Source organism: Streptomyces sp. NPDC020489 (assembly GCF_044386545.1).
GTDB lineage: Bacteria > Actinomycetota > Actinomycetes > Streptomycetales > Streptomycetaceae > Streptomyces.
Genome location: NZ_JBIRUZ010000021.1, coordinates 39530 through 64910, shown reverse-complemented (window position 1 = coordinate 64910; position 25381 = coordinate 39530). Strand labels below are relative to the sequence as shown.

The 25381-nt window shown below is 72.0% G+C and carries 26 protein-coding genes; 15 read left to right on the top strand and 11 right to left on the bottom strand.

Annotated elements, in window-relative coordinates; all coding sequences use genetic code 11:
- Complete coding sequence (locus tag ACH41F_RS38565; protein WP_391230423.1) at positions 1–729, bottom strand: ZIP family metal transporter; 729 nt, start codon at positions 727–729, stop codon at positions 1–3.
- An 89-nt stretch (positions 730–818) separates the two neighbouring features.
- Between ACH41F_RS38565 and cobM the strand changes: the two genes are divergently transcribed.
- The 6 genes from cobM to cobC are packed head-to-tail and all read left to right on the top strand — an operon-like array spanning position 819 to position 7139.
- A complete protein-coding gene (gene cobM, locus ACH41F_RS38560; RefSeq protein ID WP_391230422.1) occupies positions 819–1637 on the top strand; it encodes a precorrin-4 C(11)-methyltransferase in 819 nt (272 codons plus the stop codon).
- Positions 1634–2866 (top strand): precorrin-6y C5,15-methyltransferase (decarboxylating) subunit CbiE, encoded by a 1233-nt coding sequence (cbiE, locus tag ACH41F_RS38555; protein ID WP_398839612.1) that lies wholly within the window; start codon positions 1634–1636, stop codon positions 2864–2866. The genes cobM and cbiE overlap by 4 nt, the downstream gene beginning before the upstream one ends.
- Complete coding sequence (cobJ, locus tag ACH41F_RS38550; protein ID WP_398839611.1) at positions 2863–4563, top strand: precorrin-3B C(17)-methyltransferase; 1701 nt, start codon at positions 2863–2865, stop codon at positions 4561–4563. Before cbiE ends, cobJ begins: the two co-directional genes overlap by 4 nt.
- On the top strand, positions 4560–5147 hold the full coding sequence (locus ACH41F_RS38545) for a precorrin-8X methylmutase (protein WP_398839610.1): 588 nt from the start codon (positions 4560–4562) through the stop codon (positions 5145–5147). The genes cobJ and ACH41F_RS38545 overlap by 4 nt, the downstream gene beginning before the upstream one ends.
- Entirely contained in the window at positions 5144–6073 is a 930-nt protein-coding gene (locus ACH41F_RS38540) for a CbiX/SirB N-terminal domain-containing protein (protein WP_391230416.1), read from the top strand. The genes ACH41F_RS38545 and ACH41F_RS38540 overlap by 4 nt, the downstream gene beginning before the upstream one ends.
- A complete protein-coding gene (gene cobC, locus ACH41F_RS38535; protein WP_391230414.1) occupies positions 6063–7139 on the top strand; it encodes an Rv2231c family pyridoxal phosphate-dependent protein CobC in 1077 nt (358 codons plus the stop codon). The genes ACH41F_RS38540 and cobC overlap by 11 nt, the downstream gene beginning before the upstream one ends.
- 81 nt (positions 7140–7220) lie before the next feature.
- Here cobC and ACH41F_RS38530 read toward each other — a convergent pair whose 3' ends face one another.
- From ACH41F_RS38530 to ACH41F_RS38510, 5 genes are all read right to left on the bottom strand, one after another.
- A complete protein-coding gene (locus ACH41F_RS38530) occupies positions 7221–8123 on the bottom strand; it encodes an SCO1860 family LAETG-anchored protein (RefSeq protein WP_391230413.1) in 903 nt (300 codons plus the stop codon).
- 154 nt (positions 8124–8277) lie between these two features.
- Positions 8278–9369 carry an amidohydrolase family protein gene (locus ACH41F_RS38525; protein WP_391230412.1) on the bottom strand — a complete coding sequence of 364 codons (1092 nt, stop codon included), beginning with the start codon at positions 9367–9369 and terminating at the stop codon, positions 8278–8280.
- Positions 9370–9383: 14 nt separating this feature from the next.
- Positions 9384–10175, bottom strand: a complete 792-nt coding sequence (locus ACH41F_RS38520; RefSeq protein WP_391230411.1) for an ATP-binding cassette domain-containing protein — start codon at positions 10173–10175, stop codon at positions 9384–9386.
- Positions 10172–11005: an ABC transporter permease subunit gene (locus ACH41F_RS38515; protein ID WP_391230410.1), complete on the bottom strand. Its 834-nt coding sequence runs from the start codon at positions 11003–11005 to the stop codon at positions 10172–10174. Before ACH41F_RS38515 ends, ACH41F_RS38520 begins: the two co-directional genes overlap by 4 nt.
- The gene (locus ACH41F_RS38510) at positions 11002–11859 is read right to left on the bottom strand and encodes a transporter substrate-binding domain-containing protein (RefSeq protein ID WP_391230409.1); all 858 of its coding nucleotides are present in this window, start codon (positions 11857–11859) and stop codon (positions 11002–11004) included. Before ACH41F_RS38510 ends, ACH41F_RS38515 begins: the two co-directional genes overlap by 4 nt.
- 190 nt (positions 11860–12049) lie before the next feature.
- On the opposite strand from ACH41F_RS38510, the gene ACH41F_RS38505 reads away from it, so the two are divergent.
- From ACH41F_RS38505 to thpD, 6 genes are all read left to right on the top strand, one after another.
- Complete coding sequence (locus ACH41F_RS38505) at positions 12050–13150, top strand: aminotransferase class V-fold PLP-dependent enzyme (protein ID WP_391230407.1); 1101 nt, start codon at positions 12050–12052, stop codon at positions 13148–13150.
- A gap of 217 nt (positions 13151–13367) precedes the next feature.
- Positions 13368–13895, top strand: coding sequence for a DUF664 domain-containing protein (locus tag ACH41F_RS38500; protein ID WP_391230406.1), 528 nt, complete (start codon positions 13368–13370; stop codon positions 13893–13895).
- Between the two features lie 305 nt (positions 13896–14200).
- Positions 14201–14719, top strand: a complete 519-nt coding sequence (gene ectA / locus ACH41F_RS38495) for a diaminobutyrate acetyltransferase (RefSeq protein ID WP_391230405.1) — start codon at positions 14201–14203, stop codon at positions 14717–14719.
- Positions 14720–14791: 72 nt separating this feature from the next.
- Complete coding sequence (gene ectB, locus ACH41F_RS38490; RefSeq protein ID WP_391230404.1) at positions 14792–16063, top strand: diaminobutyrate--2-oxoglutarate transaminase; 1272 nt, start codon at positions 14792–14794, stop codon at positions 16061–16063.
- A 40-nt stretch (positions 16064–16103) separates the two neighbouring features.
- The gene (locus tag ACH41F_RS38485; protein WP_391230403.1) at positions 16104–16502 is read left to right on the top strand and encodes an ectoine synthase; all 399 of its coding nucleotides are present in this window, start codon (positions 16104–16106) and stop codon (positions 16500–16502) included.
- A gap of 5 nt (positions 16503–16507) precedes the next feature.
- Positions 16508–17434, top strand: a complete 927-nt coding sequence (gene thpD / locus ACH41F_RS38480) for an ectoine hydroxylase (RefSeq protein WP_391230401.1) — start codon at positions 16508–16510, stop codon at positions 17432–17434.
- A gap of 213 nt (positions 17435–17647) precedes the next feature.
- On the opposite strand, the gene ACH41F_RS38475 is transcribed toward thpD, so the two are convergent.
- The 5 genes from ACH41F_RS38475 to ACH41F_RS38455 all read right to left on the bottom strand — a co-directional run bounded on the left by ACH41F_RS38475 (position 17648) and on the right by ACH41F_RS38455 (position 22449).
- Positions 17648–18709 (bottom strand): aminotransferase class V-fold PLP-dependent enzyme, encoded by a 1062-nt coding sequence (locus ACH41F_RS38475; protein WP_398839632.1) that lies wholly within the window; start codon positions 18707–18709, stop codon positions 17648–17650.
- A gap of 105 nt (positions 18710–18814) precedes the next feature.
- Positions 18815–19534 carry a DsbA family protein gene (locus ACH41F_RS38470; RefSeq protein ID WP_391230399.1) on the bottom strand — a complete coding sequence of 240 codons (720 nt, stop codon included), beginning with the start codon at positions 19532–19534 and terminating at the stop codon, positions 18815–18817.
- A 74-nt stretch (positions 19535–19608) separates the two neighbouring features.
- Positions 19609–20100: a GNAT family N-acetyltransferase gene (locus ACH41F_RS38465; RefSeq protein ID WP_391230398.1), complete on the bottom strand. Its 492-nt coding sequence runs from the start codon at positions 20098–20100 to the stop codon at positions 19609–19611.
- Positions 20101–20181: 81 nt separating this feature from the next.
- Positions 20182–20790: a DUF1349 domain-containing protein gene (locus tag ACH41F_RS38460; RefSeq protein WP_391230396.1), complete on the bottom strand. Its 609-nt coding sequence runs from the start codon at positions 20788–20790 to the stop codon at positions 20182–20184.
- 129 nt (positions 20791–20919) lie between these two features.
- Positions 20920–22449 (bottom strand): aldehyde dehydrogenase family protein, encoded by a 1530-nt coding sequence (locus ACH41F_RS38455; protein ID WP_391230395.1) that lies wholly within the window; start codon positions 22447–22449, stop codon positions 20920–20922.
- Between the two features lie 124 nt (positions 22450–22573).
- Here ACH41F_RS38455 and ACH41F_RS38450 point away from each other — a divergent pair, with 124 nt between their 5' ends.
- The 3 genes from ACH41F_RS38450 to ACH41F_RS38440 all read left to right on the top strand — a co-directional run bounded on the left by ACH41F_RS38450 (position 22574) and on the right by ACH41F_RS38440 (position 25353).
- Positions 22574–23347, top strand: a complete 774-nt coding sequence (locus ACH41F_RS38450; RefSeq protein ID WP_190161842.1) for an IclR family transcriptional regulator — start codon at positions 22574–22576, stop codon at positions 23345–23347.
- Positions 23348–23351: 4 nt separating this feature from the next.
- On the top strand, positions 23352–23822 hold the full coding sequence (locus ACH41F_RS38445) for a GNAT family N-acetyltransferase (RefSeq protein WP_391230393.1): 471 nt from the start codon (positions 23352–23354) through the stop codon (positions 23820–23822).
- Between the two features lie 79 nt (positions 23823–23901).
- A complete protein-coding gene (locus tag ACH41F_RS38440) occupies positions 23902–25353 on the top strand; it encodes a penicillin-binding transpeptidase domain-containing protein (RefSeq protein WP_391230392.1) in 1452 nt (483 codons plus the stop codon).
- The last annotated feature ends 28 nt before the right edge of the window (positions 25354–25381 follow it).

The following is a 25381-nucleotide window of genomic DNA, read 5'->3' as shown; positions in this document are numbered from 1 at the left end:
TCAGTCGGCGATGCCGACCACGAGCCAGATGAACGCCGCGCCCGCGACCGTGCACAACAGGGTCGAGCGGGCGGGGTGTTCGTGGTGCGCCTCGGGGAGGATCTCGGCGGCCGCCAGATACAGGAGCGCGCCGCCGAAGAAGCCCAGATACGCGCCGAGCAGCTGCTCCGGGATCGTGAAGAGCAGGGTGGACGCCGCTCCCAGCACCGGGGCCGCCGCGTCCGCGAACAGCATGGCGAGGGCTCTGCGGCGGGCGTTGCCGTACAGGGTCGTGATCGTGTACGTGTTGAAGCCGTCCGCGAAGTCGTGGGCGACGACCGCCAGGGCCACGGCCGTGCCCATGCCGCCGCCGACCTGGAACGCCGCGCCGATCGCCACGCCGTCCATCGCGCTGTGGCCGACCATCGCCGCCGCGGCCGTCAGGCCGACCTCGGGGACCCGGCCCTCGTGCTCCTCGGCCCCGTGCGCCGCCTGGCGGGCGGCCAGCAGCCGTTCCACCAGATGGGCCAACAGGAAGCCGGCCACGAAGAGCAGCAGCGCCGCCGGGACGCCGAAGATTTCCCTGCCCGCGGCCTCCAGTGCCTCCGGCAGCAGGTCCAGGCCGACCACGCCCAGCATCAGGCCGCCCGCCAGGCCGAGCACCAGGTGGCGGCGGTCCGTCACGCGTTGCGCCGTCCAGCCGCCCGCCAACGTCATCAGGAACGCGCCGAGCGCGACGAAGACCGCCATGTGCCCTTCGTATCCGATGAGCCCCGGTGCGCGCACATCCAGATCCTTGGTGAATCCCCGTGAAACTTCGTTCGAGAGGACCCCGAACCATGGCCGACGCCCCCACCGGCAAGGTGACCTTCGTCGGTGCCGGCCCCGGCGCCGCCGACCTGCTGACGTTCCGTGCCGCGCGCGCGATCGCCGAGGCGGACGTCGTGATCTGGGCGGCCAGCCTGGTGCAGGAGGAGGTCCTCCAGCACGCGCGTGAGGACGCCGAGATCCTCGACTCGGCGACCATGTCCCTGGAGGACGTCGTCGCCGTCTACGAGCGGGCCGCCGCCGAGGGGCTGCGGGTCGCCCGTATCCACTCCGGTGACCCCGCCCTGTGGGGCGGCACCCAGGAGCAGCTCGACCGGTGTGCGCGCAGGGGGATCGCCACCGAGGTCGTCCCCGGTGTCTCCGCGTTCTCCGCCGTCGCCGCGCTCGCACAGCGCGAGCTGACCATTCCCGAGGTCGCCCAGTCGGTCGTCCTCACCCGGCTCGGCGGCGGCAAGACGCCGATGCCGCCCGGTGAGGAGGTACGGGAGTTCGCCAAGCACGGCACCACCATGGCGATCTTCCTGTCGGCCGCCCGCAGCGGGCAGCTCGTGCGGGAGCTGCTGGAGGGCGGCTATCCGACCTCCACCCCGGTCGTCGTCGCCTACCAGGCCACCTGGCCCGAGGAGCTGGTCGTGCGGTGCACGATCGCGACGCTGGAGGAGACCGTCAAGGAGCACAAGCTCTGGAAGCACACGCTCTTCCTGGTCGGCCCGGCGCTCGGCGCCGAGGGCACCCGGTCGCACCTGTACCACCCCGGACACTTCCACGGGTACCGCAGGGCCGACCCGGAGGCCCGCAAGGCCTTGCGCGAGCGGGGTGCGAGTACATGATCACGGTCTTCGGCACGGGGACGGGGGCGCCGGTCCCCGCCGACGTGCTGGCCGGGGCCCGACTGGTGGTGGGCGGACGGCGCCATCTGGCGTCCGCGGCCGTCCCCGGGGACGCCGAGCAGGTCGTCCTCGGGCCGCTCGCGCCCGCCCTGGACGTCATCGAGCGGCATCTGGACAAGGAGAGCCGGGTCGTCGTGCTCGCCTCCGGTGATCCCGGGTTCTTCGGGATCGTCCGGGTGCTGGCCGAGCGGTTCGGCGGCCACCGGCTCGATGTCCGCGCCGGGGTCTCCTCCGTGGCCGCCGCCTTCGCGCGGGCCGGGCTGCCGTGGGAGGACGCCGTGGTCGTCAGCGCGCACGGGCGGGAGCTGCGGACGGCCGTCAACGTGTGCCGGGCGCGGCCGAAGGTGGCCGTGCTGACCGGGCCCGGCGCCGGGCCCGCGGAGATCGGTGCCGCGCTGCGGGCCGACCGGCGGGTCCTCGTCGTGGCCTCGGCGCTCGGGTCGGCGCAGGAGCGCGTCGAGCGGGTCACGCCCGCCGAGGCCGCCGCCCGGGACTGGGGCACGTCGGTGAGCGTGGTGCTGTGCCTGGACGAGAAGCGGGCGCCGGGCGGCGTGCGGACGGTCGCCGGGGCACCCCCCGGACCGGCCCGATGGGCCCTGGACGAGGGCGAGTTCACCTACCGCGACTCGATGATCACCAAGTTCGAGGTGCGGGCGCTGGCCCTGGCCCGGCTCGGTCCCCGGCTCGGTGACCTGGTCTGGGACGTCGGCGCGGGCTCCGGTTCGGTGGCCGTGGAGTGCGCGCGGCTCGGTGCCGCCGTCACCGCGGTCGAGAAGACCCGGGACGGCGTCGAGCGGATCCGCGCCAACGCCGCCGCGCACGGTGTCGACGTACGGACCGTGCACGGGGCCGCGCCGACCGTGCTGTCCGATCTCGACGATCCGGACGCCGTGTTCGTCGGGGGCGGGGGGCGTGAGCTGCCCGCGATCGTCACCGCGTGCGCGCGGCGGGCCCGGCGGACGGTCGTCGTCGCGATGGCCGCGCTCGACCGGGTCCCGGCGGTGCGCGAGGCGCTCACCGGCGCCGGGTTCGGCTGCGACGGGGTGCTGTTGCAGTCCTCGCGGCTCGCGCCGCTGCCGGGGGACGTGACGCGGCTGGCGGCCACCAATCCGGTTTTTCTGTTGTGGGGGGTCCGAATCCCCGTCCCTGAAGAAGGAGTTGCTCAGTGATCGGCCTCATTTCCGCCACCTCGGCGGGGGCGGCTGCGCGGGACCGGCTGGCCGCTGCGTGGCCGGAGCGGACGCGTGTGTACGAGGGTCCCGTCGGGGACGCCGTACGGGCCGCGTTCGCGCAGTGCGAGCAGCTCGTGTGCTTCCTCGCGACCGGTGCCGTGGTGCGGCTGGTCGCGCCGCTGCTCGGCGACAAGACCTCCGACCCGGGCGTGGTGTGCGTCGACGAGGGCGGGCGGTTCGCCGTCTCGCTGGTCGGCGGGCACGGCGGCGGCGCCAACGAACTCGCCCGCGAGGTCGGGGAGGTGCTGGGCGCGGAGCCGGTGGTGACGACGGCCACGGACGCCGTCGGACTGCCAGGGCTGGACACGCTCGGGTTCCCGGTGGAGGGCGATGTGGCAGCCGTGTCGCGGGCGCTCCTCGACGGTGAACCGGTGGCTCTCGAGGCGGAGTCGGCGTGGCCGCTGCCCGCGCTGAAGGTCGCGGAGGAGGGCGAGTACACCGTCCGGCTCACCGACGGTCTCGTCGCGGCCGCCGAGCGCGAGGTCGTGCTGCGGCCGCCGTCCCTCGTCGTCGGGGTCGGTGCCTCGAAGGGGGCGCCGGTGGACGAGGTGCTGAGCCTGGTCGAGGGGGTGCTGCGGGACGCCGGGCTGTCGGCCGCGTCGGTCGCCGAACTGGCCACCGTGGACGCCAAGTCCGAGGAGCCCGGCATCGTCGGGGCGGCTCAGCGGCTCGGCGTGCCCCTGGTGACGTACTCCGCCGAGGAGTTGGCGGCCGTCGAGGTGCCGAACCCCTCCGACGCGCCCCTCGCCGCCGTGGGCACGCCCTCGGTCGCCGAGGCCGCCGCGCTCGTCACGGGCGGCGAACTCCTCGTCCCCAAGCGGAAGTCGGAGCGCGCGGACGGTCGGCCCGCCATGGCGACCTGTGCCGTCGTACGGCGTCCCGCGCGTGGCCGGCTCGCGGTCGTCGGGCTGGGACCCGGCGCCCGGGACCTGCTCACGCCCCGCGCGAAGGCCGAGTTGCGGCGCGCCGCCGTCCTGGTCGGGCTCGACCAGTACGTGGACCAGATCCGTGACCTGCTGCGGCCGGGCACCCGGATCCTGGAGTCGGGGCTCGGGGCCGAGGAGGAGCGGGCCCGGACCGCCGTGGCGGAGGCCCGCAAGGGTCAGGCCGTCGCGCTGATCGGCAGCGGGGACGCGGGCGTGTACGCCATGGCCTCCCCCGCGCTCGCCGAGGCCTCCGACGACATCGACGTGATCGGCGTACCGGGGGTGACCGCCGCCCTCGCCGCGGCGGCGATCCTCGGTGCGCCCCTGGGCCACGACCACGTGTCCATCAGCCTCTCCGACCTGCACACCCCGTGGGAGGTCATCGAGCGGCGGGTGCGCGCGGCGGCCGAGGCCGACATCGTGGTCACCTTCTACAACCCCCGCTCGCGCGGCCGGGACTGGCAGCTGCCGAAGGCGCTCGCGATCCTCGCCGAACACCGGGAGCCGACCACACCGGTCGGCGTCGTACGGAACGCCTCCCGGCCGGACGAGTCCAGCCGGGTCACGTCCCTGGGCTCCCTGGATCCGGCGACGGTCGACATGATGACGGTGGTGACCGTGGGCAACACGGCGACGCGTGACATCGCGGGGCGCATGGTGACGCCGCGTGGCTACCGCTGGCAGGCCGCAGAGGAGGGTGTCCGGTGATCCGAGAGGTCCATCCGATCGAGGTGGAGTCCTACCGGCGGATGCGTGCCCGCCTGGACACCTCGCACTTCCCGCCGCTGACCCGGGCGGTGGTGGAGCGGGTCGTCCACTCCGCCGCCGACCTGGAGTACGCCGACGATCTCGTCATGGACGAGAGCGAGTTGGCGGCGGCGCACGCCGCTCTGCACGGCGGCGCGCCCGTCGTCGTGGACGTGGAGATGGTCGCGGCCGGCATCACCCGGCGCGAGACCGTCTGCCGTCTGCGCGACGCCAAGGCCGGTCCCGGGCTGACCCGTTCGGCGCACGCCATCCGGCTCGCCTACGAGCAGGTCGGCCCCGGCGCCCTCTGGGTGATCGGCAACGCCCCGACCGCGCTGGAGGAGTTGCTGACCCTGGACGCCGCCCCGGCGCTCGTCATCGGCCTGCCCGTCGGGTTCGTCGGCGCCGTCGAGTCCAAGGCCGCGTTGCGCGAGAGCGGGCTGCCCGCCGTGAGCAACGTGTCCGAGAAGGGCGGGTCGGCCGTCGCCTCGGCCGCGCTCAACGCCCTGCTGTACCACCCCGTATCCACCGAGGAGACATCGTGACGACCCCGCCGCCCGCCCTGCTCATCGCCGGCCACGGCACCCGGGACGACGCCGGAGCCGAGGCGTTCCGCGACTTCGTCCGGGAGCTGGGGCGCCGCAACCCCGAACTGCCCGTCGCGGGCGGCTTCATCGAGCTGTCCCCGCCGCCGCTGGGCGAGGCCGTCACCGAACTGGTGGAGCGGGGCGTCCGGCGGTTCGCGGCCGTTCCGCTGATGCTGGTCTCCGCCGGTCACGCCAAGGGCGACATCCCGGCGGCGCTGGCCCGCGAGAAGGAGCGGCACCCCGGGATCTCGTACACCTACGGCCGTCCGCTGGGCCCGCACCCGGCGCTGCTGTCGGTGCTGGAGCGCCGCCTGGACGAGGCGCTCGGGGGCGCCTCGCGCTCGCCCGGTGACCGGTCCGACGTCACCGTGCTGCTGGTCGGGCGCGGTTCGACCGACCCGGACGCCAACGCCGAGGTGTACAAGGCGGCGCGGCTGCTGTGGGAGGGACGCGGGTACGCGGGGGTGGAGACGGCGTTCGTGTCGCTGGCCGCGCCGGACGTGCCGAGCGGGCTCGACCGGTGTGTGCGGCTGGGCGCCCGGCGGATCGTGGTGCTGCCCTACTTCCTGTTCACCGGCATCCTCCCGGACCGCGTCCGGCAGCAGACCGAGGACTGGGCGGCCGCGCACCCGGAGGTGGAGGTCCGCTCGGCGGACGTCATCGGTCCGGAGCCGGAGCTGCTCGACCTGGTGATGGAGCGGTACCGGGAGGCGCTGGAGGGTGATCTGCGGATGAACTGCGACTCGTGCGTGTACCGCATCGCGCTGCCCGGCTTCGAGGACAAGGTCGGCCTGCCCCAGCAGCCGCACTTCCACCCCGACGACGACGGCCACCATCACCACCACGGGCACCACCACCACGGCTCCCCCTCCCATGCGCACTGACAGAGCCGGTACCGGCGCCCACGACCTGCGCCACCACGGTGACGCCGAGGTCCGGGACGACGGTGCCGCGCTCACCGACCTCGCCGTGAACGTCCGCGCGGACACGCCCCCGGTGTGGCTGCAGGAACGGATCGCCGCGTCGCTGACCGGGTTGGCGGCCTATCCGGACGGCCGCCCGGCGCGGGCGGCGGTGGCGGCACGGCACGGTCTCCCGGCGGAGCGCGTCCTGCTCACGGCGGGTGCGGCGGAGGCCTTCGTGCTGCTCGCCCGCGCCCTGAGGGTGCGTCAGGCGCTGGTCGTGCACCCGCAGTTCACCGAGCCGGAAGCGGCGCTGCGGGACGCGGGCCACCCGGTCGACCGGTTGCTCCTGCGGGAGGAGGACGGTTTCCGCCTTGACCCGGCGGCGGTCCCGCGGGACGCGGATCTGGTGGTGATCGGCAACCCGACCAACCCCACGTCGGTCCTGCACCCGGCCGAGGACATCGCCCGACTGGCGCGCCCCGGGCGGACGCTGGTGGTGGACGAGGCGTTCATGGACGCGGTGCCGGGCGAGCGGGAGGCCCTGGCCGGGCGCACGGACGTGCCCGGTCTGGTCGTCCTGCGCAGCCTGACCAAGACCTGGGGTCTGGCGGGCCTGCGCATCGGCTATGTCCTGGCCGCCCCGGAGACGATCGCGGACCTGGAGCGGGCCCAGCCCCTGTGGCCGGTGTCGACGCCGGCCCTCGCGGCGGCCCAGGCCTGCGTGGAGCCGCAGGCGCTGGCGGAGGCGGCCCACGCGGCCCACCGCGTCGCCGCGGACCGGGCCCATCTCGTCGCCGGGCTGCGGGAGTTCGGCCCGGACGGGCTCCAGGTGGCAGAACCGGCCGAGGGCCCCTTCGTCCTCGTACGACACCCGCGGGCCGCTGCCGTGCGGCGGCATCTGCGTGACCTCGGTTTCGCGGTGCGGCGCGGGGACACCTTTCCCGGGCTCGACGAGGAGTGGCTGCGCCTCGCGGTGCGGGACCGGGCGACGGTCAACGCGTTCCTCCAGGCGCTGGACCAGGCGATGACGCTGGCGGACTGCTGACCCGCCCGCGACGCGTACGGACCCGGCAGCCGACGCCCCTGGGACAAAGGGGCGGTTGACTGCCGGGCCGCGCCCGCTGGGTCAGCTCCTGCCGCGCCGCGTGTAGGCGACCGCTCCCCCTCCCGCCACGACGAGCGCCAGCGCGCCGCCCGCGATGTACGGCGTCAGGGAGTTGCCGCCGGTCTCCGCCAGCCCGGCTTCGGCGGGGCCGCCCTGGGGCTTGACGTCACCGGCGGGGGTGGGTTCGGCCGGCTCGCGGGCCGGGACCGGGGCCTCGCAGGTGGCCCTGGCGAGGGTGAGGGTGCCCTCGACCTCGGCGACGTTCAGCTTCAACGGGTTGATGGAGACGCGGAGTTCGAGAGCCGTCGCGGCCGCCGTCCGGGTGCCCGTCTCGGTCCTGGACAGATCGAGGCGGACCTCTCCGACGCCGGGGACCGCGACCTCGGTCGTACCGCCGGCGGTGAGCGTGACCTTCTTGCCGAGCACGGTCACCGGGCCCACCAGCTGGGAGCCGGCGGTCGGCTTCTTGCCGGCCTCGCAGGTGGCCCGGGAGGTGACCGTGCCGAGCTCGACGAGGGACAGCAGGGGCAGGCCGGGGACGTGGAGCCTGGCGTGAGCGAGGGTGGTGGACGCCTCGGCCCTGGTGGCGGTGACGTTCGCCTTGGCGGAGGCCACCTGCGCGTCGAGCACGCTGAAGGGCCGGCCGCCGTCGACGCCTTCCAGCTTCGCGCTCAGCGTGGTCTTCTCGGCGCTCTGCGGCGCCTGTACGTCGTTCAGGGAGACCGCGAGCGGGACGTTCACGGTCTTGTCGAGCAGCGACACGTCGAGCCCGGTGCGCAGGACGGCGGCGCTCGCCCGCCCCTGCTCACCGGTCGCGTGCGCGGAGCCCGCGCCGGCCAGGACCGCGGGACCTGCGGCCAGGGCCGTGGCCGCCGCGACGGTCGCGAGACGGCGTGCGGGCATGCGGAAGTTGTTGCCGTTCAAGGTGGGGACCCCTCAGAGGAGACATGCTCGGGACCCGGCAAGAATTACGCACCCCGGCGCGGCGGTCAGCAAGCTGACGCGGGTTCACTCCAAAGTGACATTTCCGTGCATGTCTTCGAATCACTGGGCACGCACGTTCTCCAGCGTCACTCGGTCAGCCCCGTACCCGCCCGTTGAGTACCACCCGGCGGGGCGCCCCCAGTACCCGTACGTCCGCCCGCGGATCCCCCTCGTACACCACGAGGTCGGCCGGGGCGCCCTCCTCCAGGCCCGGCCGGCCGAGGAAGGCGCGGGCCTTCCAGGTGGTCGCCGCGAGGGCCTCGACCGGCGGGATGCCCGCCTGGGTCAGCTCCGCGACCTCGGCCGCGACCAGGCCGTGGGGCAGGGTGCCGCCCGCGTCGGTGCCGACGTAGACCGGGATGCCGGCGTCGTAGGCGGAGCGGACGGTGTCGTAGCGGCGTTCGTGGAGGCGGCGGATGTGGGCCGACCAGCGGGGGAACTTGGACTCGCCGCCCTCGGCCAGCTTCGGGAACGTGGCGATGTTGACCAGGGTCGGGACGATCGCCACGCCGCGGTCGGCGAAGAGGGGGATCAGCTCGTCGGTGAGGCCGGTGGCGTGTTCGACGCAGTCGATGCCGGCCTCGACGAGATCGCGCAGGGAGGACTCGGCGAAGCAGTGGGCGGTGACCCGCGCGCCCAGCCGGTGGGCCTCCGCGATCGCCGCCTCGGCCGCCTCACGCGGCCAGCTGGGGGCCAGGTCGCCCAGGTCGCGGTCGATCCAGTCGCCGACCAGCTTCACCCAGCCGTCGCCGCGGCGGGCCTCCTGGGCGACATACGCGACCAGGTCGTCCGGTTCGATCTCGTGGGCGTAGCCGCGGAGGTAGCGGCGGGTGCGGGCGATGTGGCGACCGGCCCGGATGATCTTCGGGAGGTCGTCGCGGGCGTCGGTCCAGCGGGTGTCGGAGGGCGAGCCGGCGTCGCGGATCAGCAGGGTGCCGGCCTCGCGGTCGGCCAGGGCCTGCTTCTCCGCGACGTCCTCGGGGACCGGGCCGTGCGGCCCCAGGCCGACGTGGCAGTGCGCGTCGACGAGGCCGGGCAGGACCCAGCCCTCGACCGTGCGGACGTCCTGGGCGCCGACGGGACGGTCGTAGGAGATCCGGCCGTCGACGACCCACAGTTCGTCGCGGACGTCCTCGGGTCCGACGAGGACCCTGCCCTTCACGTGCAGCACCGGCTGATCGCTCATGGCTGCACCCTAAGTCAGTCCTTGCCGCCCACCTGGTCCGAGGTCTCCTCCTCCACCTGCGCCATCGCCGGGTCCAGCAGCCGGGACAGGAAGTGGCGGGTCCGCTCGTGGCGCGGGCTGCCGATGACCCGGTCCGGGGTGCCGTCCTCGACGATCACCCCGCCGTCCATGAAGACGACCCGGTCGGCGACCTCGCGGGCGAAGGACATCTCGTGCGTGACGACCATCATCGTCATGCCCTCCTGGGCGAGCATGCGCATGACCGCCAGGACGTCCCCGACCAGCTCCGGGTCGAGCGCCGACGTCGGCTCGTCGAAGAGCATCACCTCGGGGCCCATCGACAGCGCGCGGGCGATCGCGACGCGCTGCTGCTGGCCGCCGGAGAGCGAGGCCGGGTAGGCGTTCGCCTTCTCGGTCAGGCCCACCCGTTCCAGGTTCTGGGCGGCCACCTTCGCCGCCTCGGCCTTGTCCCGCCTGAGCACCCTGCGCTGCGGCAGCGTGAGGTTCTCGGTCACCGTCAGGTGCGGGAAGAGGTTGAACTGCTGGAAGACCATGCCGATACGGCGGCGTACGGCGTCGATGTCGACATCGGGGTCGGTGAGTTCGGTGCCGCCGACGAAGACCTGGCCCTTGGTGGGTTCCTCCAGCAGGTTCACGCACCGCAGCAGCGTGGACTTGCCCGACCCCGAGGGCCCGATGACGCACACGACCTCGCCCTGGCCGATCTCCAGGTCGATGCCCTTGAGGACCTCGTTGTCGCCGAACGCCTTGTGCAGACCGCGCACTTCGATCTCGGGACGGGTCATTTCACGGCCTCCTGGGCCTTCGCCTCCATGCGGCGCACGACGAAGCCGAGCGGGATCGTCACCAGCAGGTAGCACAGCCCCGCGACGAGGATCGGGGTGGAGTTGGCGGTCGTACTGGCCAGGTCGCGGCCGTACTTGGACAGTTCGCGCTCCTCCAGGGTGACGCCGAGGAAGAGCACCAGCGAGGAGTCCTTGAAGAGCAGGACGAGTTCGTTGGTGAGCGGCGGGAGGATGATCCGGAACGCCTGCGGGAGGATGATCGAGACCATCGCCCGCGCCGGGGAGAAGCCCAGCGAACGGGCCGCCTCCAACTGCCCCTTGGGCACCGCCTGGATGCCCGCGCGGATCGTCTCGGCCATGTACGCGGCCGCCACCAGACCGAGGGCGAGGGCGACCTTGCCGTAGGTGCCGCCGGGGATCTCGGTGCCCGGGAAGGCCAGCGGCACCGCGACCCCGATGAAGATGAAGATCAGCAGGGCCGGCAGACCGCGGAAGATCTCGATGTAGACACCGGCGAACCAGCGGTACGGCCCCACCGGCGACAGCCTCATCAGCGCGATGACCATGCCGAGGACGAGCCCGAACGCGAAGCCGGACAGCGTGTACAGCACGGTGTTCTTCAGCGCCAGCGTGATGACGTCCGGGAACATCTCCCGGGCGATGTCCCACTGGGCGAACTGGTTCTTCAGCCGGTCCCAGTCGGCCGCGGCCGCGAAGGCGATCACGGCCGCGACGAAGACGACGTACTGGGCGCCGCGCGACAGCGTGCGCTTCTGACTCCGGGTCAGGCCCTTCTTGCGAGGCTGGAGTTGTGTGTCCGCGTTCGTCATGAGGCGGACGGGGAGGCGGAGGCCGCGGACTCGTCGTAGGGGCCGATCCACTTCTCGTACAGCGTCTTGTACGTGCCGTCGGCCTTGGCGTCGGCGAGCGCCTTGTTGATCGCGGCGAGCAGCTTGGCGTTGCCCTTCTTCACCGTGAAGCCGTACTCCTCACCGGTGTTGATCTGCTCGGCGACCTGGAAGGCGTCGGCGTTGGCCTTGGTCTTCAGCCAGCCCTGGACGACCGGGTAGTCGATGACGACGGCCTTGACCTGGCCGGAGCGCAGGCCGTTGAGGACGGCGTCGGAGGACTCGAAGGAGACCGGGTCGAAGCCCTGGCTCTTGGCGTAGTCCTCGCCGGTGGTCTGGGCCTGGGCGCCGAGCGCGACCTTCTTGGACTTGACGTCGGCGAGCGAGGTGACGCCGCTGCCCTTGTCGACGAGCAGGGCCTGGGTGGCCTCGAAGTAGGGGTCCGAGAAGTCGACGTTCTTCTTGCGCTCGTCGGTGATGGTCATGCCGGCGGCGGCGAGGTCGCACTCGCCGGAGTTGAGGAACGCGCCGGTCTTGAAGTTCTCGAACGGGGTGTCGAGGATCTCCTGCTTCACGCCGAGGTCCTTGGCGACGAGGTCGATGAGCGACACGTCGAAGCCCTGGACCTTGCCGTCGATCTCCGACTGGAAGGGCGGGTAGGGCAGGTGGGTGCAGGTGGTGAGCTGCCCCGCCTTGACGAGCTCGACACCGCCGGCGGCGGTCTTGGTGCCGCTGCCGCCGTCGTCGTCCGAGGAGCAGCCGGCCACGAGCACGAGCCCGGCCGTCGCGGTGGTGGCGGCCAGGATGCGGGCCCTGCGCCCGAGGATCGTCTGCACGGGGAAGCCTCCAGTGAGGGAACTGTCTGTTCCGGATATCGGGTTCCGATTATAAGGAGAAGTTTGAGACCCTCAAATCAAACCGATGGCTATACAGCCGTCTGACCTAAGAAGTCGGTAGTGCCAGGGGGTGCCCGGGCGGCGGTTACGCTCATGGCCGACGAACCTCGTGAGTGAAAAGAGCACTTCCGTGACGCACCCCTTCCTGAACCTGGCCCCGCTCGGCGCGGCGCACTTCGCGTCGATCGAGGACCGCGTGGCGCGGCTGCTGAGCACCTCGCAGGATGTCGTGATCATGCAGGGCGAGGCCTTGCTGCCGCTGGAGGGGGCGATCCGGGCCACTGCGGGCCCGGGCACGGTGGCGCTGAACGTGATCACCGGGCCCTACGGGCAGACCTTCGGGGACTGGCTGCGGGACTGCGGAGCGACGGTGATCGATCTGGCGGTGCCGTTCCACACGGCGGTGACCGCGCGGCAGATCCGGGAGGCCCTCGCCGAGCACCCCTCGATCGACTTCGTGTCGCTGGTGCACGCGGAGGCGGCCACGGGCAACACCAACCCGGTCGCGGAGATCGGCGAGGTGGTACGGGAGCACGGCGCCCTGTTCTACCTGGACGCCGTCGCCTCGGTCGGCGCCGAGCCGGTGCTGCCGGACGCGTGGGGCGTCGACCTGTGCGTGATCGGGGCGCAGAAGGCGATGGGCGGTCCGGCCGGGGTCTCGGCGGTGTCCGTCAGCGAGCGGGCCTGGGCCCGGATGGCGGCGAACCCGCACGCGCCCCGGCGCTCGTACCTGTCGCTGCTGGACTGGAAGGAGCGGTGGGTCGACGGCGGCCGCAAGGCGCTGCTGCACGCGCCGGCCCAGCTGGAGATGCTGGCACTGGAGGCCTGCGTCGAGCGGATCGAGTCGGTGGGCCTGGACACGGTGATGGCCCAGCACGCCTCGGCCGCCGCGGCGACCCGGGCGGGCGCCACGGCCCTGGGCGGCGGTCTCGAACCGTACGTCCACGAGGCCCGCGACGCCGCCCCGGTCGCCACGACCCTGCGGGCGCCGGCCGGCACGGTGGCCTCGGAACTGGTCGCCCGGGCGCTGTCCTCGGACCCCGCGCTGCCGCTGGCCGCGGGCGGCGGGACCCTGGCCAAGGAGATGATCCGGGTCAACCACTACGGCGCCGACGCGACGCCGGGGGCGGTCCGGGCGAGCCTCGCGGCACTGGGAGCCGCACTGGGCGAGCAGGGGCTCGCGGTGGACGTCGAGGGGGCGCTGCGGGCGGCCGAGGAGGGCTGGCGGTAGGGATTCCGGGGCGGGGCGCGGGGGGACGCGGGGCGGGGCCGGGGGACGCGGGTCCGGGGCGGGCCGCCGGGGGACGTGGGGCGGGAGATACGACCCCGGGGCGGGGTGCCGAGGGACGCGGGCCGCGAGACACGACCCCGGGGCGGGGCGCCGAGGGGCGCGGGGCGGGAGACACGGCCCCGGCCCCAATGTCGTACGCCCGTGCCATGCTCCCCCCATGACCACCGACTCTCCCCTCACGCTTCCCGACGGCCGGCCCGTCCCCCTCACCACCGGTGAGGAAATGCCCATGCTCCAGAGCTGGTTGGACTTCCACCGCGCCACGCTGGAGCTCAAGTGCGCGGGGCTGGACGACGAGCAGGTGCGGCGGACCGCCGCCGCGCCCTCCGCGCTGACCCTGCTCGGACTGGTGCAGCACCTCGCCGAGGTCGAGCGGAACTGGTTCCAGCGGGTGATCGGCGGGCTCGATGTGCCGCCGGTGTACGAGGAGGTGACCGGGTACGCCCTGCGCGCCGAGCGCGCGCTCGACGAAGCCCTCGGTGTCTGGCGTCGCGAGATCGCGCGAGGGCGGGAGATCGTCGCCGGGCGGTCGCTCGACTCCGTCGGACGGGTCATGGAGGGACCGGTACCCGGGATGGAGGTCAGTGTGCGCTGGGTGCTCATTCACATGATCGAGGAGTACGCGCGGCACAACGGCCACGCCGATATCTTGCGGGAACGAATCGACGGGGTGACCGGCGCCTAATTCCGAGGGAATTCCGGAATGCAATCCGGAGGTAGCTTCCCGTATTCTTCTGCCCGCTTTTCCCAGCCCTAAACGCAAAGATTCTGCGAACGCCGACCGGGGGAATTCGGGCGGATCCCGTGAGGGATACATGGTTGTGACGCGTTACACAGGTGGTGCGATTTGCGGCTTTTACCCAGGGCAAAACCGACCATAGTTCTCACCCCCACGCGGTCGCCCGCGCTCGCGCAATAACACATGCATCGCCGCCATGTAACCCCCGACGGCGATGCATTTTTCTATTTCCATCGGTAAATTCAATCTGCATGACTGCCGCACAAGCAGACACGACAGCAGAACTACAGATCGACCGTCCGTCCGTGGCCGACGGCGCCGCGCTGTGGCGGATTGCGAGGGATTCGAAGGTCCTCGACCTGAACTCGTCGTACAGCTATCTGCTGTGGTGCCGTGACTTCGCCGCCACCTCGGCCGTCGCTCGCGACGAGCGCGGGGAGCCGGTCGGCTTCGTCACCGGTTACCTGCGGCCGGACCGTCCGCGCACCCTGCTCGTCTGGCAGGTGGCGGTGGACGAGGCCCAGCGTGGCCGCGGACTCGCCGGAGCACTGCTCGACAGCCTCGTCGCGCGGGTCTCGGCCGAGCACCGGATCACCGCTGTGGAGACCACCATCACTCCCGGCAACACCGCTTCCGAGCGGCTCTTCGGCGCGTTCGCCGAGCGCCATGACGCCGGTCTGGAGCGTGAGGTGCTGTTCGACGGCGGCCTGTTCCCCGACGGGCCGCACGAGCCCGAGGTGCTCTACCGCATCGGCCCTCTCTCCCTCTGACCTTCCTCCCTCGCACTCCCCTCGCACTCCCCTCCCCCTCGCACTCCCCCCTGCACAGAGGAGCAATTCGTCGTGACCATCACCCAGCCCGACCTCAGCGTCTTCGAGACCCTCGAGTCCGAGGTGCGCAGCTACTGCCGCGGCTGGCCCACCGTCTTCGACCGTGCGCACGGCAGCCGTATGTACGACGAGGACGGCCATGAGTACCTGGACTTCTTCGCGGGTGCCGGCTCCCTCAACTACGGGCACAACAACCCGGTCCTGAAACGCGCGTTGATCGACTACCTGGAGCGGGACGGCGTCACGCACGGGCTCGACATGTCGACCACCGCCAAGCGCGCGTTCCTGGAGAGCTTCCAGAACCTGGTCTTGCGGCCGCGCGACCTGCCGTACAAGGTCATGTTCCCGGGCCCGACCGGCACCAACGCCGTGGAGTCCGCCCTGAAGCTGGCCCGGAAGGTGAAGGGGCGCGAGGCGATCGTGTCGTTCACCAACGCCTTCCACGGCATGTCCCTCGGGTCCCTCGCCGTGACCGGCAACGCCTTCAAGCGGGCCGGGGCCGGCATACCGCTGGTGCACGGCACGCCGATGCCGTTCGACAACTACTTCGACGGCACCGTCGAGGACTTCCTGTGGTTCGAGCGGCTCCTCGAGGACCAGGGGTCCGGGCTGAACAAGCCGGCCGCGGTGATCGTCGAGACGGTGCAGGGCGAGGGCGGCATCAACGTCGCGCGGATCGAGTGGCTGCGGGCGCTGGCCGAGCTGTGCGAGCGGCAGGACATGCTGCTCATCGTCGACGACATCCAGATGGGGTGCGGCCGGACCGGGGCCTTCTTCTCCTTCGAGGAGGCCGGCATCACGCCGGACATCGTCACGGTGTCCAAGTCGATCAGCGGCTACGGACTGCCCATGTCCCTGTGCCTGTTCAAGCCCGAGCTGGACATCTGGGAGCCGGGCGAGCACAACGGCACCTTCCGCGGCAACAACCCGGCGTTCGTCACCGCCACCGCCGCCCTGGAGACGTACTGGGCGGACGGGGCCGCGATGGAGAAGCAGACCCGCACGCGCGGGGAGCAGGTCGAGCAGGGGCTCATCTCCATCACCGAGGAGAACCTCGCCGACATCAAGGAGTACCGGGGCCGCGGACTGGTATGGGGGCTGGAGTTCCACGAGAAGGCGCGCGCCGGGCGGGTCGCCAAGCGCGCCTTCGAACTCGGGCTGCTCATCGAGACGTCCGGCCCCGAGAGCGAGGTCGTCAAGCTGCTGCCGGCTCTCACCATCACCCCCGACGAGCTGGACGAGGGCCTCAGCATCCTCGCCCGCGCCGTCCGGGAAACCGTCTGACCCCGTCGGACACCGTCTATCTAGGAGGCATCGCACCACCGTGATCGTCCGCTCGTTCAAGGACATCGAAGGAACCGACCGGCATGTGAAGGCGGCATCCGGGACCTGGGAGAGCAAACGGATCGTGCTCGCCAAGGAGCGCGTCGGCTTCTCGCTGCACGAGACGATCCTGTACGCGGGTACGGAGACGTCGATGTGGTACGCCAACCACGTCGAGGCCGTCGTGTGCGTCGAGGGCGAGGCCGAACTCACCGACCACGAGACCGGGCTGAGCCACACGATCACGCCCGGGACCATGTACCTCCTCGACGGGCACGAGCGGCACACGCTGCGGGTGAAGGAGGACTTCCGCTGCCTGTGCGTCTTCAACCCGCCCGTGACCGGACGGGAGGACCACGACGAGAACGGCGTCTATCCGCTGCTGACGGAGGAGGGCTGACCATCATGACCACCACCACGACCCACACGACCCACACGGACGGCGCGGCCCCGGTCACCGACCTGTACCCGAGCCGCGGGGCCGCCGAGATCGCCGTCCCGCGTCAGGACCCGGTCGTCTGGAGCGCGCCCGGCACGCCCGGGCCGGTCTCCGTCGACGAGCTCCACTCCTACGAGCGGGACGGCTTCCTCGCCATCGACGAGCTCATCGGCGAGGACGAGGTGGCGCTCTACCGCGCCGAGTTGGAGCGGCTCGTGGCCGATCCGGCGATTCGCGCGGACGAGCGGTCCATCGTCGAGCCGCAGTCCAAGGAGATCCGCTCGGTCTTCGAGGTGCACCGGATCAGCGAGGTGTTCGCGAACCTGGTGCGCGACGAGCGGGTCGTCGGCCGGGCCCGGCAGATCCTCGGCTCGGACGTCTACGTCCACCAGTCGCGGATCAACGTCAAGCCCGGTTTCGGGGCCAGCGGCTTCTACTGGCACTCCGACTTCGAGACCTGGCACGCCGAGGACGGCCTGCCGAACATGCGCACGGTGTCCGTCTCGATCGCGCTGACCGAGAACTACGACACCAATGGCGGGCTCATGATCATGCCGGGTTCGCACAAGACCTTCCTCGGGTGCGCGGGTGCCACGCCCAAGGACAACTACAAGAAGTCCCTCCAGATGCAGGACGCGGGCACGCCCTCGGACGAGGCGCTGACGGCGATGGCGTCGGAGTACGGCATCAAGCTGTTCACCGGCAAGGCCGGTTCGGCGACCTGGTTCGACTGCAACGCCATGCACGGCTCCGGCGACAACATCACCCCGTTCCCGCGCAGCAACGTCTTCATCGTGTTCAACAGCGTGGAGAACGCCGCGGTGGAGCCCTTCGCGGCGCCCATCCGCCGACCGGAGTTCATCGGCGCGAGGGACTTCACCCCGGTGAGGTGACCTCCGCTCCTGTGGGGTGACCTTTCGGTGAGGTGACCTCCGCCCCTGTGAGGTGTCCCGCACCTCACAGCCACATCAGCGACGCGGCCCGCTCCAGTACGTTCCGTACGGCGGCCGCGTCGCTCGTGGTTGCGCGGGGCACCTCGCCCCGGCTCGGCATCGGTGCCCGGGGCCGGGCCGAGGGCGCGGCGACGACGGTCCACGAGCCGTGGGTCAGGTCGCCAGGGCGTCCAGGAGCCGGTCGACGTCGGCGGGGGTGTTGTAGAGGTGGAACGAGGCCCGCAAGTGGCCCGCGCGGTTCGAGACCTCGATGCCGGCCGCGCTCAACTCCGGCTGCCTCGCGCCGAGTCCGGGCACGGAGACGATCGCGGAGCCCGGCGCCGGGACGGGTTCGTGGCCGAGGGTGGCGAGGCCCGCGCGGAAGCGGTCGGCGAGGGCGAGGTCGTGGGCGTGGACGGCCTGGACGCCGAGTTCCTCGATGAGGGAGAGGGAGGCGCGCAGACCGGCGTAGCTGAAGAGCGCGTAGCCGAGGTCGAACCGGCGTGCGGAGTGGGCGAGTTCGGCGATCGGGCCGTAGCAGCTGGCCCAGGGGTCCTCGCCCGCGACCCAGCCGGCCAGCAGCGGGGTCAGCCCGCCGAAGTCCGCCGCCTCCTCCGGGACCACCAGGAAGGCGGCGCCGTGCGGGCCCAGCAGCCACTTGAAGCCGGTACAGACGGTGTAGTCGTAGGACCCGGCGTCGATCGGCAGCCAGCCGCCGGCCTGGGAGAAGTCGACGTAGGTGCGGGCGCCGTGCGTGCGCGCCACCTCCCGCACCGCGGACAGGGCGGCGACACGGCCGTCCGCGGACTGGGCGGCGCTGACCGCGATCAGCGCGGTGCCCGGGCGGACGGAGTCCGCCAGCCGGTCCAGGGCGACGGTGCGGACCTTGAGGTCGCCGCGGGCGTGGAAGGGCTGCACGACGGAGGTGAACTCCCCCTCGGCGGTGAGGACTTCGGCGCCCGCGGGCAGCGCGGCGGCGATCAGCCCGCTGTGGACCGAGACGGAGGGGCCGGCCGCGACCCGGCTCGCCGGCACCCCGGCCAGCCGGGCGAAGGCGGCGCGGGCCGCCTCCACGTCCTCGAACAGCGGGTCCAGCGGCAGCCCCTCGGCCCGCAGGCGGGCCGCCGCGGACAAGGCGGCGACGGCGCGGGCGGGCAACAGACCACTGCTCGCGGTGTTCAGATAGGTGTTCCTCGGGGCGAACTCGGCTCGGACGAGGCTCTCGAAGGTGTCCATGGTCTCCATGGATCCCACTGTGGAGGCGCTCCAAGCATTAGTCCATTGCCGAGTTTTACGTGACTTCCCCAAGGAGTTCTTATAGTTCGGTCCCGACCTGCGTGGTCAGTGCTGCTGGGGCACCGCGCACCCGTCGGGGCCGCAGGCCTCGGCGTCGCCGTCCTGGATGAGCCGCAGGGGCGGGCGCTCGCCCCAGGCCTGGGTCAGCGCCTGGGTGAAGACCTCGGCGGGCTGGGCGCCGGAGACGCCGTACTTGCGGTCGAGGACGAAGAACGGCACGCCGTTCGCGCCGAGTTCGGCGGCCTCCCGCTCGTCGGCGCGGACGTCGTCGGCGTAGGCGGTGGGGTCGGCGAGGACCGCGCGGGCGTCGTCCGCGTCCAGGCCGGCGGCGACGGCGAGTTCCACGAGCCGCTCGTCGCCCTCGGAGAAGACGGACCGCTCCTCGGCGAAGTTGGCCCGGTAGAGGATCTGGATGAGCTCGTCCTGCCGGCCCCGCGCCTTGGCGAGGTGGAGCAGGCGGTGCATGTCGAAGGTGTTGCCGTGGTCACGGTCCCGGGTGCGGTACTCCAGCCCCTCCGCGGCGGCCTGCGTGCCGAGGTTCTCCTCGCCGGCCTGGGCCTGCGCCTCGCTCATGCCGTACTTCTTGGTCAGCATCTTGATCACCGGCTGGACGTCGCCCTTGGCGCGGCCCGGGTCCAGCTCGAAGGAGCGGTGCACGACCTCGACCTGCTCACGGTGCGGGAAGGCCGCGAGCGCCTTCTCGAAGCGGGCCTTGCCCACGTAGCACCAGGGGCAGGCGATGTCGCTCCAGATCTCGACGCGCATGTCTCGGCTCTCTCCAGGTCGAACGGGTACGGAGACTCCCTCCGGTTAATGGGTGAACATTCAAGGACCAGGGTTCATTCCCCGGTCGGCGCGAAGGTCATCCGCAGGTGCCGCGCCCCGGGTCCCGTCGGCTGCGCGGCCCAGCCGAGCCGGGCGTAGAACGCCTGCGCCCGCAGGTTGTCGGTCCGCACCTCCAGGACGGCCGCCCGCTTGCCGTCGGCCCGCCACTGCTCGACGCAGGCCGCGTGCAGGGACGTGCCGACGCCGGAGCGCCAGCGCTCGGGGTCGACGTGGAACTGGTACAGCTTCACCGTGTCCGCCGGGGCCCCCTCGGGGGTCCGGAAGGAGGCGAGGGCAACGATCCGCCCGTCCGCCACGGCGCACAGGACGTGTCCGTCACGCCGGGCGACGGCGGTCCGCCAGGCGGCGAGCCAGTCGGTGCCGTCCTCGGGGACGCCGGGGTGGTACGTCGCCCGGGCGCGGGCGTGCAGCGCGGTGAGGGCCTCCGCCTCGGCGGGTACGGCGGTCCTGATCACCCGGGCCGCCACGTCTCTGTCAGCGATCACGCAACGGAGGACGTGACCTCGGCGGCCCCGGTTCCCGGTCGACCGCGCCCCGGATCCGGACGCGAGCAAGGGGGACGGTCGTCAGCTGCCGTCTCTGAGGTCCTTCGGCCACTCGGGGCGGAACTCGATGTGGTCGTACGTCACGACGCAGCCCTCCCCCATCGGTGACTGCGTCATGAAGCCCACCAGCGCGGCGTCGCTCTCCTTCTCGTCGCCGAGCGTGAACAGCCGGACGAATATCCAGTGTTCGCCGTCCCGCGAGGCGTGGAAGGCGAAGGCCCGCCCGGTCCGGCTCACCCGGAGCCAGACCGACGTGCCGTCCACCGTGAAGGAGTTGGCGTCGTCGGAGTGCCCCCGGGTGACCACCGTGCAGATGGTGGCCACGTCCGGGGAGTACTCCAGACACAGCTTGGCCCAGGCCCGCTCGCCGACATGGACGTACAACACCCCCGCGTCGAAGGAGGCGTTGAACCCCACGGTGACCCGGGCGACGAGCTGGAAGTCCCCTTCCGGAGCGCCGAGCAGACGGGGCGCGTCGGAAGCGGGGTCGAGCCCTTCCGCGGTGGGCGGCACGAACCGGTCCTGCCGCGGTCCGGCCCACCCGGCGAGCACACCGTCCTCGTAGGACCAGTGGCCGTCAGGGCCATAGGTGCGGAGCCGGAAGGGCAGTTCGGGAAGCTCGATGTCCATCAGCCAACTGTCTCAGGGCGGGTCGAAAAACTCAGGGGCGCGGGGCCGCGTCGATCTGCGGCTCCGCCGCGCGGGCACGGCACGCCACGAGGGGCGCCGCGCCCGCGGAACTCCCGCACCCCTGCGGCGCTATCGCTCCAGCTGTCCGTTGAACCGACGGGGCAGCCCCAGCGGGTTGTCGTCCCGCAGCTCCGCCGGCAGCAGTGCCTCAGGCGTCGTCTGATACACCACCGGCCGCATCCACCGCTCGATGGCGGTACCACCGACCGACGTGGACGTCGACGTCGTGGCCGGGTACGGACCGCCGTGATGCTGGGCCGCCGCCACGGCGACCCCCGTGGGCCACCCATTGACGAGCACACGGCCCGCCAGCGGCGTCAGCTCCGCGAGGATCTCCGTACCGCGTCCCTTGCCCTCGGTCTCCTCGGTGGACAGGTGCACCGTCGCGGTGAGGTTGCCCGGCAGCCGGGAGAGCACCGCGCGGGCCTGCGCGTCGTCGTCGTAGCGCGCCACGACCGTCACCGGGCCGAAGCACTCCTCGAGGAGCAGGTCGTGCTCGCCCTCCGCGGCCAGCTTCTGCGCCGGCACGGTGAGGAAGCCCGCGCTCACCGTGTGTTCGCCGCCCGAGCCCGGCGTGACCGGGGTCTCCACGTCGGCCAGCTTGGCGCGCTCGGCGACCCCGGCGATGAAGTTGTCCCGCATGCGGTGGTCGAGGAGGACGCCCGCGTCGGTGTCGCTGACGGCGTCGGTCAGGGACTTCACCAGTCCGTCGCCCGCCTCGCCGGAGGGCACCAGCACCAGGCCCGGCTTCACGCAGAACTGGCCGACGCCCAGCGTCATGGAGCCCGCGAGCCCCGTACCGATGGCCTCGGCGCGTTCGGCGGCGGCGGCCTCGGTGACGACGACGGGGTTCAGGGAGCCCAGCTCGCCGTGGAAGGGGATCGGGACCGGGCGGGCGGCCGCCGCGTCGAAGAGGGCGCGGCCACCGCGGATGGAGCCGGTGAAGCCCGCCGCGGCGACCAGCGGGTGCTTGATCAGCTCGATGCCCGCCTCGAAGCCGTGGACGAGGCCGATGACGCCGTCAGGGATGCCGTGCTCGGCGGCGGCCCGCCGCAGGACGGCCGCGACCAGCTCGGACAGGCCCGGGTGGTCGGGGTGCGCCTTGACGACGACGGGGCAGCCGGCGCCCAGCGCGCTCGCGGTGTCGCCACCGGCGACGGAGAAGGCGAAGGGGAAGTTCGAGGCCGAGTAGACGGCGACGACACCGAGCGGCACCTTGTAGCGGCGCAGGTCCGGGATCGGCGGGGTCGCGGTGTCGTCGGGGTGGTTGATGACGACGTCGAGGAAGGCGCCCTCGTCGACGATGTCGGCGAAGGCCCGCAGCTGGTAGCAGGTGCGGGCGAGTTCTCCGGTGAGCCGGACCGGGCCGAGCGCGGTCTCCGCGTCGGCGGCCTCCACGAGCTGGTCCTTGGCCGCCGTCAGCTTGTCGGCGGCGGTGCGCAGGAACGCGGCGCGGACCGTGCGGTCGGCGAGCGAGCCGCGGGCGTCATGGGCCGCCCGGACGGTGGCGTCCACCTCCTGGGCGGTAGCCTCCACCGCAACCTGCTCACGCGGCTTCCCGGTTCGGGGGTCGACACTCCAGACTGGTGCTGCTGCCACCGCGGGTCCCTCCACACAGTTTTTCTTGGTCATTCACCAGGGCTGTTCGATATACTGAACGCTGTCTCTGATGATGAATATGCTGTTGGAGACTATTTCCCGTCCAACGAAGGGGTCAAGGGCGATGTCGGCAGGCGAGACGGGCGGCGGGGCGCAGGTCAAGTCCGCGGTACGGACGGTTGAACTGCTCGAGTACTTCGCCGGACGCCCCGGCATGCACTCCCTCGCGGCGGTCCAGGAGGCCGTCGGCTATCCCAAGTCCAGCCTCTACATGTTGTTGCGCACCCTGGTGGAGCTGGGCTGGGTGGAGACGGACGCCACGGGCACGCGCTACGGCATCGGGGTGCGGGCGCTGTTGGTGGGCACCTCGTACATCGACGGCGACGAGGTGGTCGCGGCCGCCCGGCCGACGCTGGACCGGCTCTCGGACGACACCACCGAGACCATCCACCTCGCCCGCCTGGACGGCACCAACGTCGTCTACCTCGCCACCCGGCAGTCCCAGCACTACCTGCGCCCCTTCACCCGGGTCGGCCGCCGCCTCCCGGCCCACTCCACCTCCCTCGGCAAGGCGCTGCTGAGCACCTACAGCGACGAGCAGGTCCGCAAGATGCTCCCGGAGACGCTGCCCGCGCTGACCGAGAACACGATCACCGACCGGGAAAAGCTCATCGAGGAGCTGCACCTGGTGCGGGAGCAGGGCTTCGCCGTGGACCGCGAGGAGAACACGCTGGGCCTGCGCTGCTTCGGTGTGGCGATCCCCTACCGCACCCCCGCGCGGGACGCGATCAGCTGCTCGGTGCCGGTGGCGCGGCTCACGCCCGCGCACGAGCAGATGGTGAAGGACGCGCTGTTCGACGCACGGGACCGGCTGACCCTGGCGACCCGTAGGCTCTGAGCCCATGAACGTCGTACTCCGCGAGGTCCACGACAGCGATCTGCCGGTGTTCTTCCGGCAGACGAACGACCCGGAGGCCGCGCGCATGGCGGCCTTCGTCGCCCGGGATCCGGCCGACTGGGACGCCTTCGAGGCCCACTGGAAGCGGATCCGGGCCTCCGACGCCCTGACCCGGACCGTGCTGGCCGACGGGGACGTGGTCGGCACCGCCGCGGTGTACGGGGACCCGGGCGAGCGCGAGGTGACGTACTGGATCGACCGCGCGTACTGGGGGCGCGGCATCGCCACGGCCGCCCTGCGCGGGCTGCTGGACCTGGTGCCGGAGCGCCCGCTGTACGCCCGGGCGGCGGCGGACAACGCCGGTTCGCGGCGGGTGCTGGAGAAGTGCGGGTTCCGGGTGACGGCCCACGCGCGCGGGTACGCGGGCGCCCGCGGCGAGGAGATCGACGAGGTCGTGCTGACGCTGGAGGGCTGACGCCGCTCCATGAACGTCCCATGAGAATGCCGGGGCGCGGGGAACGATTGCCTTCGTCCCGCTCGTCTACCTCGGTGGGATGAACAAGACGATCAGGCGCGCTTCGGTCTTCACGCTGCTCCTGGTGTTCGCTCTGCTGCTGCGGGCGACCTGGGTGCAGTTCTACGACGGCCAGGCGCTCGCGGACGACAGCGACAACCGGCGGAACGCGATCGAGACGTACTCGTCGCCGCTGGGGAACATCATCGTGGCCGGTGAGTCGATCACCGGTTCCGCGCAGACGAAGGGCAGCGACCTCAGGTACAAGCGCACCTACAAGCACGGCGAGCTGTACGCCGCGGTGACGGGTTACGCCTCGCAGGCGTACGCGCCGACCCAGCTCGAGGGCATCTACGCCGACCTGCTCAACGGCACCGACAGCCGGCTGAAGTCCGTGATGGACACGGTCACCAACCAGCGCGCCGAGCCGGGCAACGTGGTGACGACGATCGACCCCGCCGTCCAGAAGGCCGCCTACGAGGCGCTCGGCGACAAGCTGGGCGCGGCCGTCGCGATCGACCCGGGGACCGGCAGGATCCTGGCGGTCGCCTCGACGCCGTCGTACGACCCGTCCTCGCTGACCGACGCCAACACGGCCGGTACGGCGTGGCGGAAGCTCACCAAGGACGCCGACAAGCCGCTGGTCAACCGCGCGCTGCGGCAGCCGGTGGCGCCCGGTTCGACGTTCAAACTGGTCGTGGCGGCGGCCGCGCTGGAGGACGGGCTGTACTCGTCGGTGGACGAGAACACCGACAGCCCGGACCCGTACACACTGCCGGGCACGGTCACCGTGCTGGAGAACGAGAACAGGTCGGCGCCGTGCGAGAACGCCTCGATCCGCACCGCGCTCCGGTACTCCTGCAACAACGTGTTCGCGAAGATGGCGTTCGACCTCGGCCAGGACAAGCTGCGGGCGATGGCGGAGAAGTTCGGCTTCAACGACGCGTCGCAGGACGTGCCCGTGCGGGCGTACACCAGCGTCTACCCCTCGGGCATGGACGACTCCTCGACGGCCCAGACCGGTATCGGCCAGTTCGACGTCACCGCGACCCCGCTCCAGATGGCCATGGTGTCGGCGGCCATCGCCAACGGCGGCAAGCTGGTCTCCCCGCACATGGTGGCTCAGATCACCGACAGCGGTGGCGATGTCCTGGAGAACTACGACGACGAGACGTCCACGACCGAGGTGGTCAGCTCCAAGACCGCCGAGCAGCTCCAGTCGGCGATGCAGACGGTCGTCCAGGACGGCACCGGTACCAACGCGCGGATCGACGGGGCGACTGTCGGCGGCAAGACGGGTACCGCCCAGCGCGGCGAGAACAACAGCAAGTCGCCGTACGCCTGGTTCACCTCCTACGCCAAGGCCGACGGCAAGGAGGTCGCCGTCGCGGTCCTGGTGGAGCAGTCGGACGCGGCCCGCTCCGAGGTCAGCGGCAACGGGCTGGCGGCGCCGGTCGCGAAGGCGATGATGGAGGCGGCCCTGAAGAAGTGAGCGTCGGGGGGTGGCTCCGGTCCGGGAG

Excerpts from the sequence above, each read along its gene's own strand:
- ACH41F_RS38565 (WP_391230423.1), bottom strand. The coding sequence starts at position 729 with ATGGCGGTCTTCGTCGCGCTCGGCGCGTTCCTGATGACGTTGGCGGGC.
- cobM (WP_391230422.1), top strand. The coding sequence starts at position 819 with ATGGCCGACGCCCCCACCGGCAAGGTGACCTTCGTCGGTGCCGGCCCC.
- cbiE (WP_398839612.1), top strand. The coding sequence starts at position 1,634 with ATGATCACGGTCTTCGGCACGGGGACGGGGGCGCCGGTCCCCGCCGAC.
- cobC (WP_391230414.1), top strand. The coding sequence starts at position 6,063 with ATGCGCACTGACAGAGCCGGTACCGGCGCCCACGACCTGCGCCACCAC.
- ACH41F_RS38525 (WP_391230412.1), bottom strand. The coding sequence starts at position 9,369 with ATGAGCGATCAGCCGGTGCTGCACGTGAAGGGCAGGGTCCTCGTCGGA.
- ACH41F_RS38520 (WP_391230411.1), bottom strand. The coding sequence starts at position 10,175 with ATGACCCGTCCCGAGATCGAAGTGCGCGGTCTGCACAAGGCGTTCGGC.
- ACH41F_RS38515 (WP_391230410.1), bottom strand. The coding sequence starts at position 11,005 with ATGACGAACGCGGACACACAACTCCAGCCTCGCAAGAAGGGCCTGACC.
- ACH41F_RS38500 (WP_391230406.1), top strand. The coding sequence starts at position 13,368 with ATGACCACCGACTCTCCCCTCACGCTTCCCGACGGCCGGCCCGTCCCC.
- ectA (WP_391230405.1), top strand. The coding sequence starts at position 14,201 with ATGACTGCCGCACAAGCAGACACGACAGCAGAACTACAGATCGACCGT.
- thpD (WP_391230401.1), top strand. The coding sequence starts at position 16,508 with ATGACCACCACCACGACCCACACGACCCACACGGACGGCGCGGCCCCG.
- ACH41F_RS38475 (WP_398839632.1), bottom strand. The coding sequence starts at position 18,709 with ATGGACACCTTCGAGAGCCTCGTCCGAGCCGAGTTCGCCCCGAGGAAC.
- ACH41F_RS38470 (WP_391230399.1), bottom strand. The coding sequence starts at position 19,534 with ATGCGCGTCGAGATCTGGAGCGACATCGCCTGCCCCTGGTGCTACGTG.
- ACH41F_RS38460 (WP_391230396.1), bottom strand. The coding sequence starts at position 20,790 with ATGGACATCGAGCTTCCCGAACTGCCCTTCCGGCTCCGCACCTATGGC.
- ACH41F_RS38450 (WP_190161842.1), top strand. The coding sequence starts at position 22,574 with ATGTCGGCAGGCGAGACGGGCGGCGGGGCGCAGGTCAAGTCCGCGGTA.
- ACH41F_RS38445 (WP_391230393.1), top strand. The coding sequence starts at position 23,352 with ATGAACGTCGTACTCCGCGAGGTCCACGACAGCGATCTGCCGGTGTTC.
- ACH41F_RS38440 (WP_391230392.1), top strand. The coding sequence starts at position 23,902 with ATGAACAAGACGATCAGGCGCGCTTCGGTCTTCACGCTGCTCCTGGTG.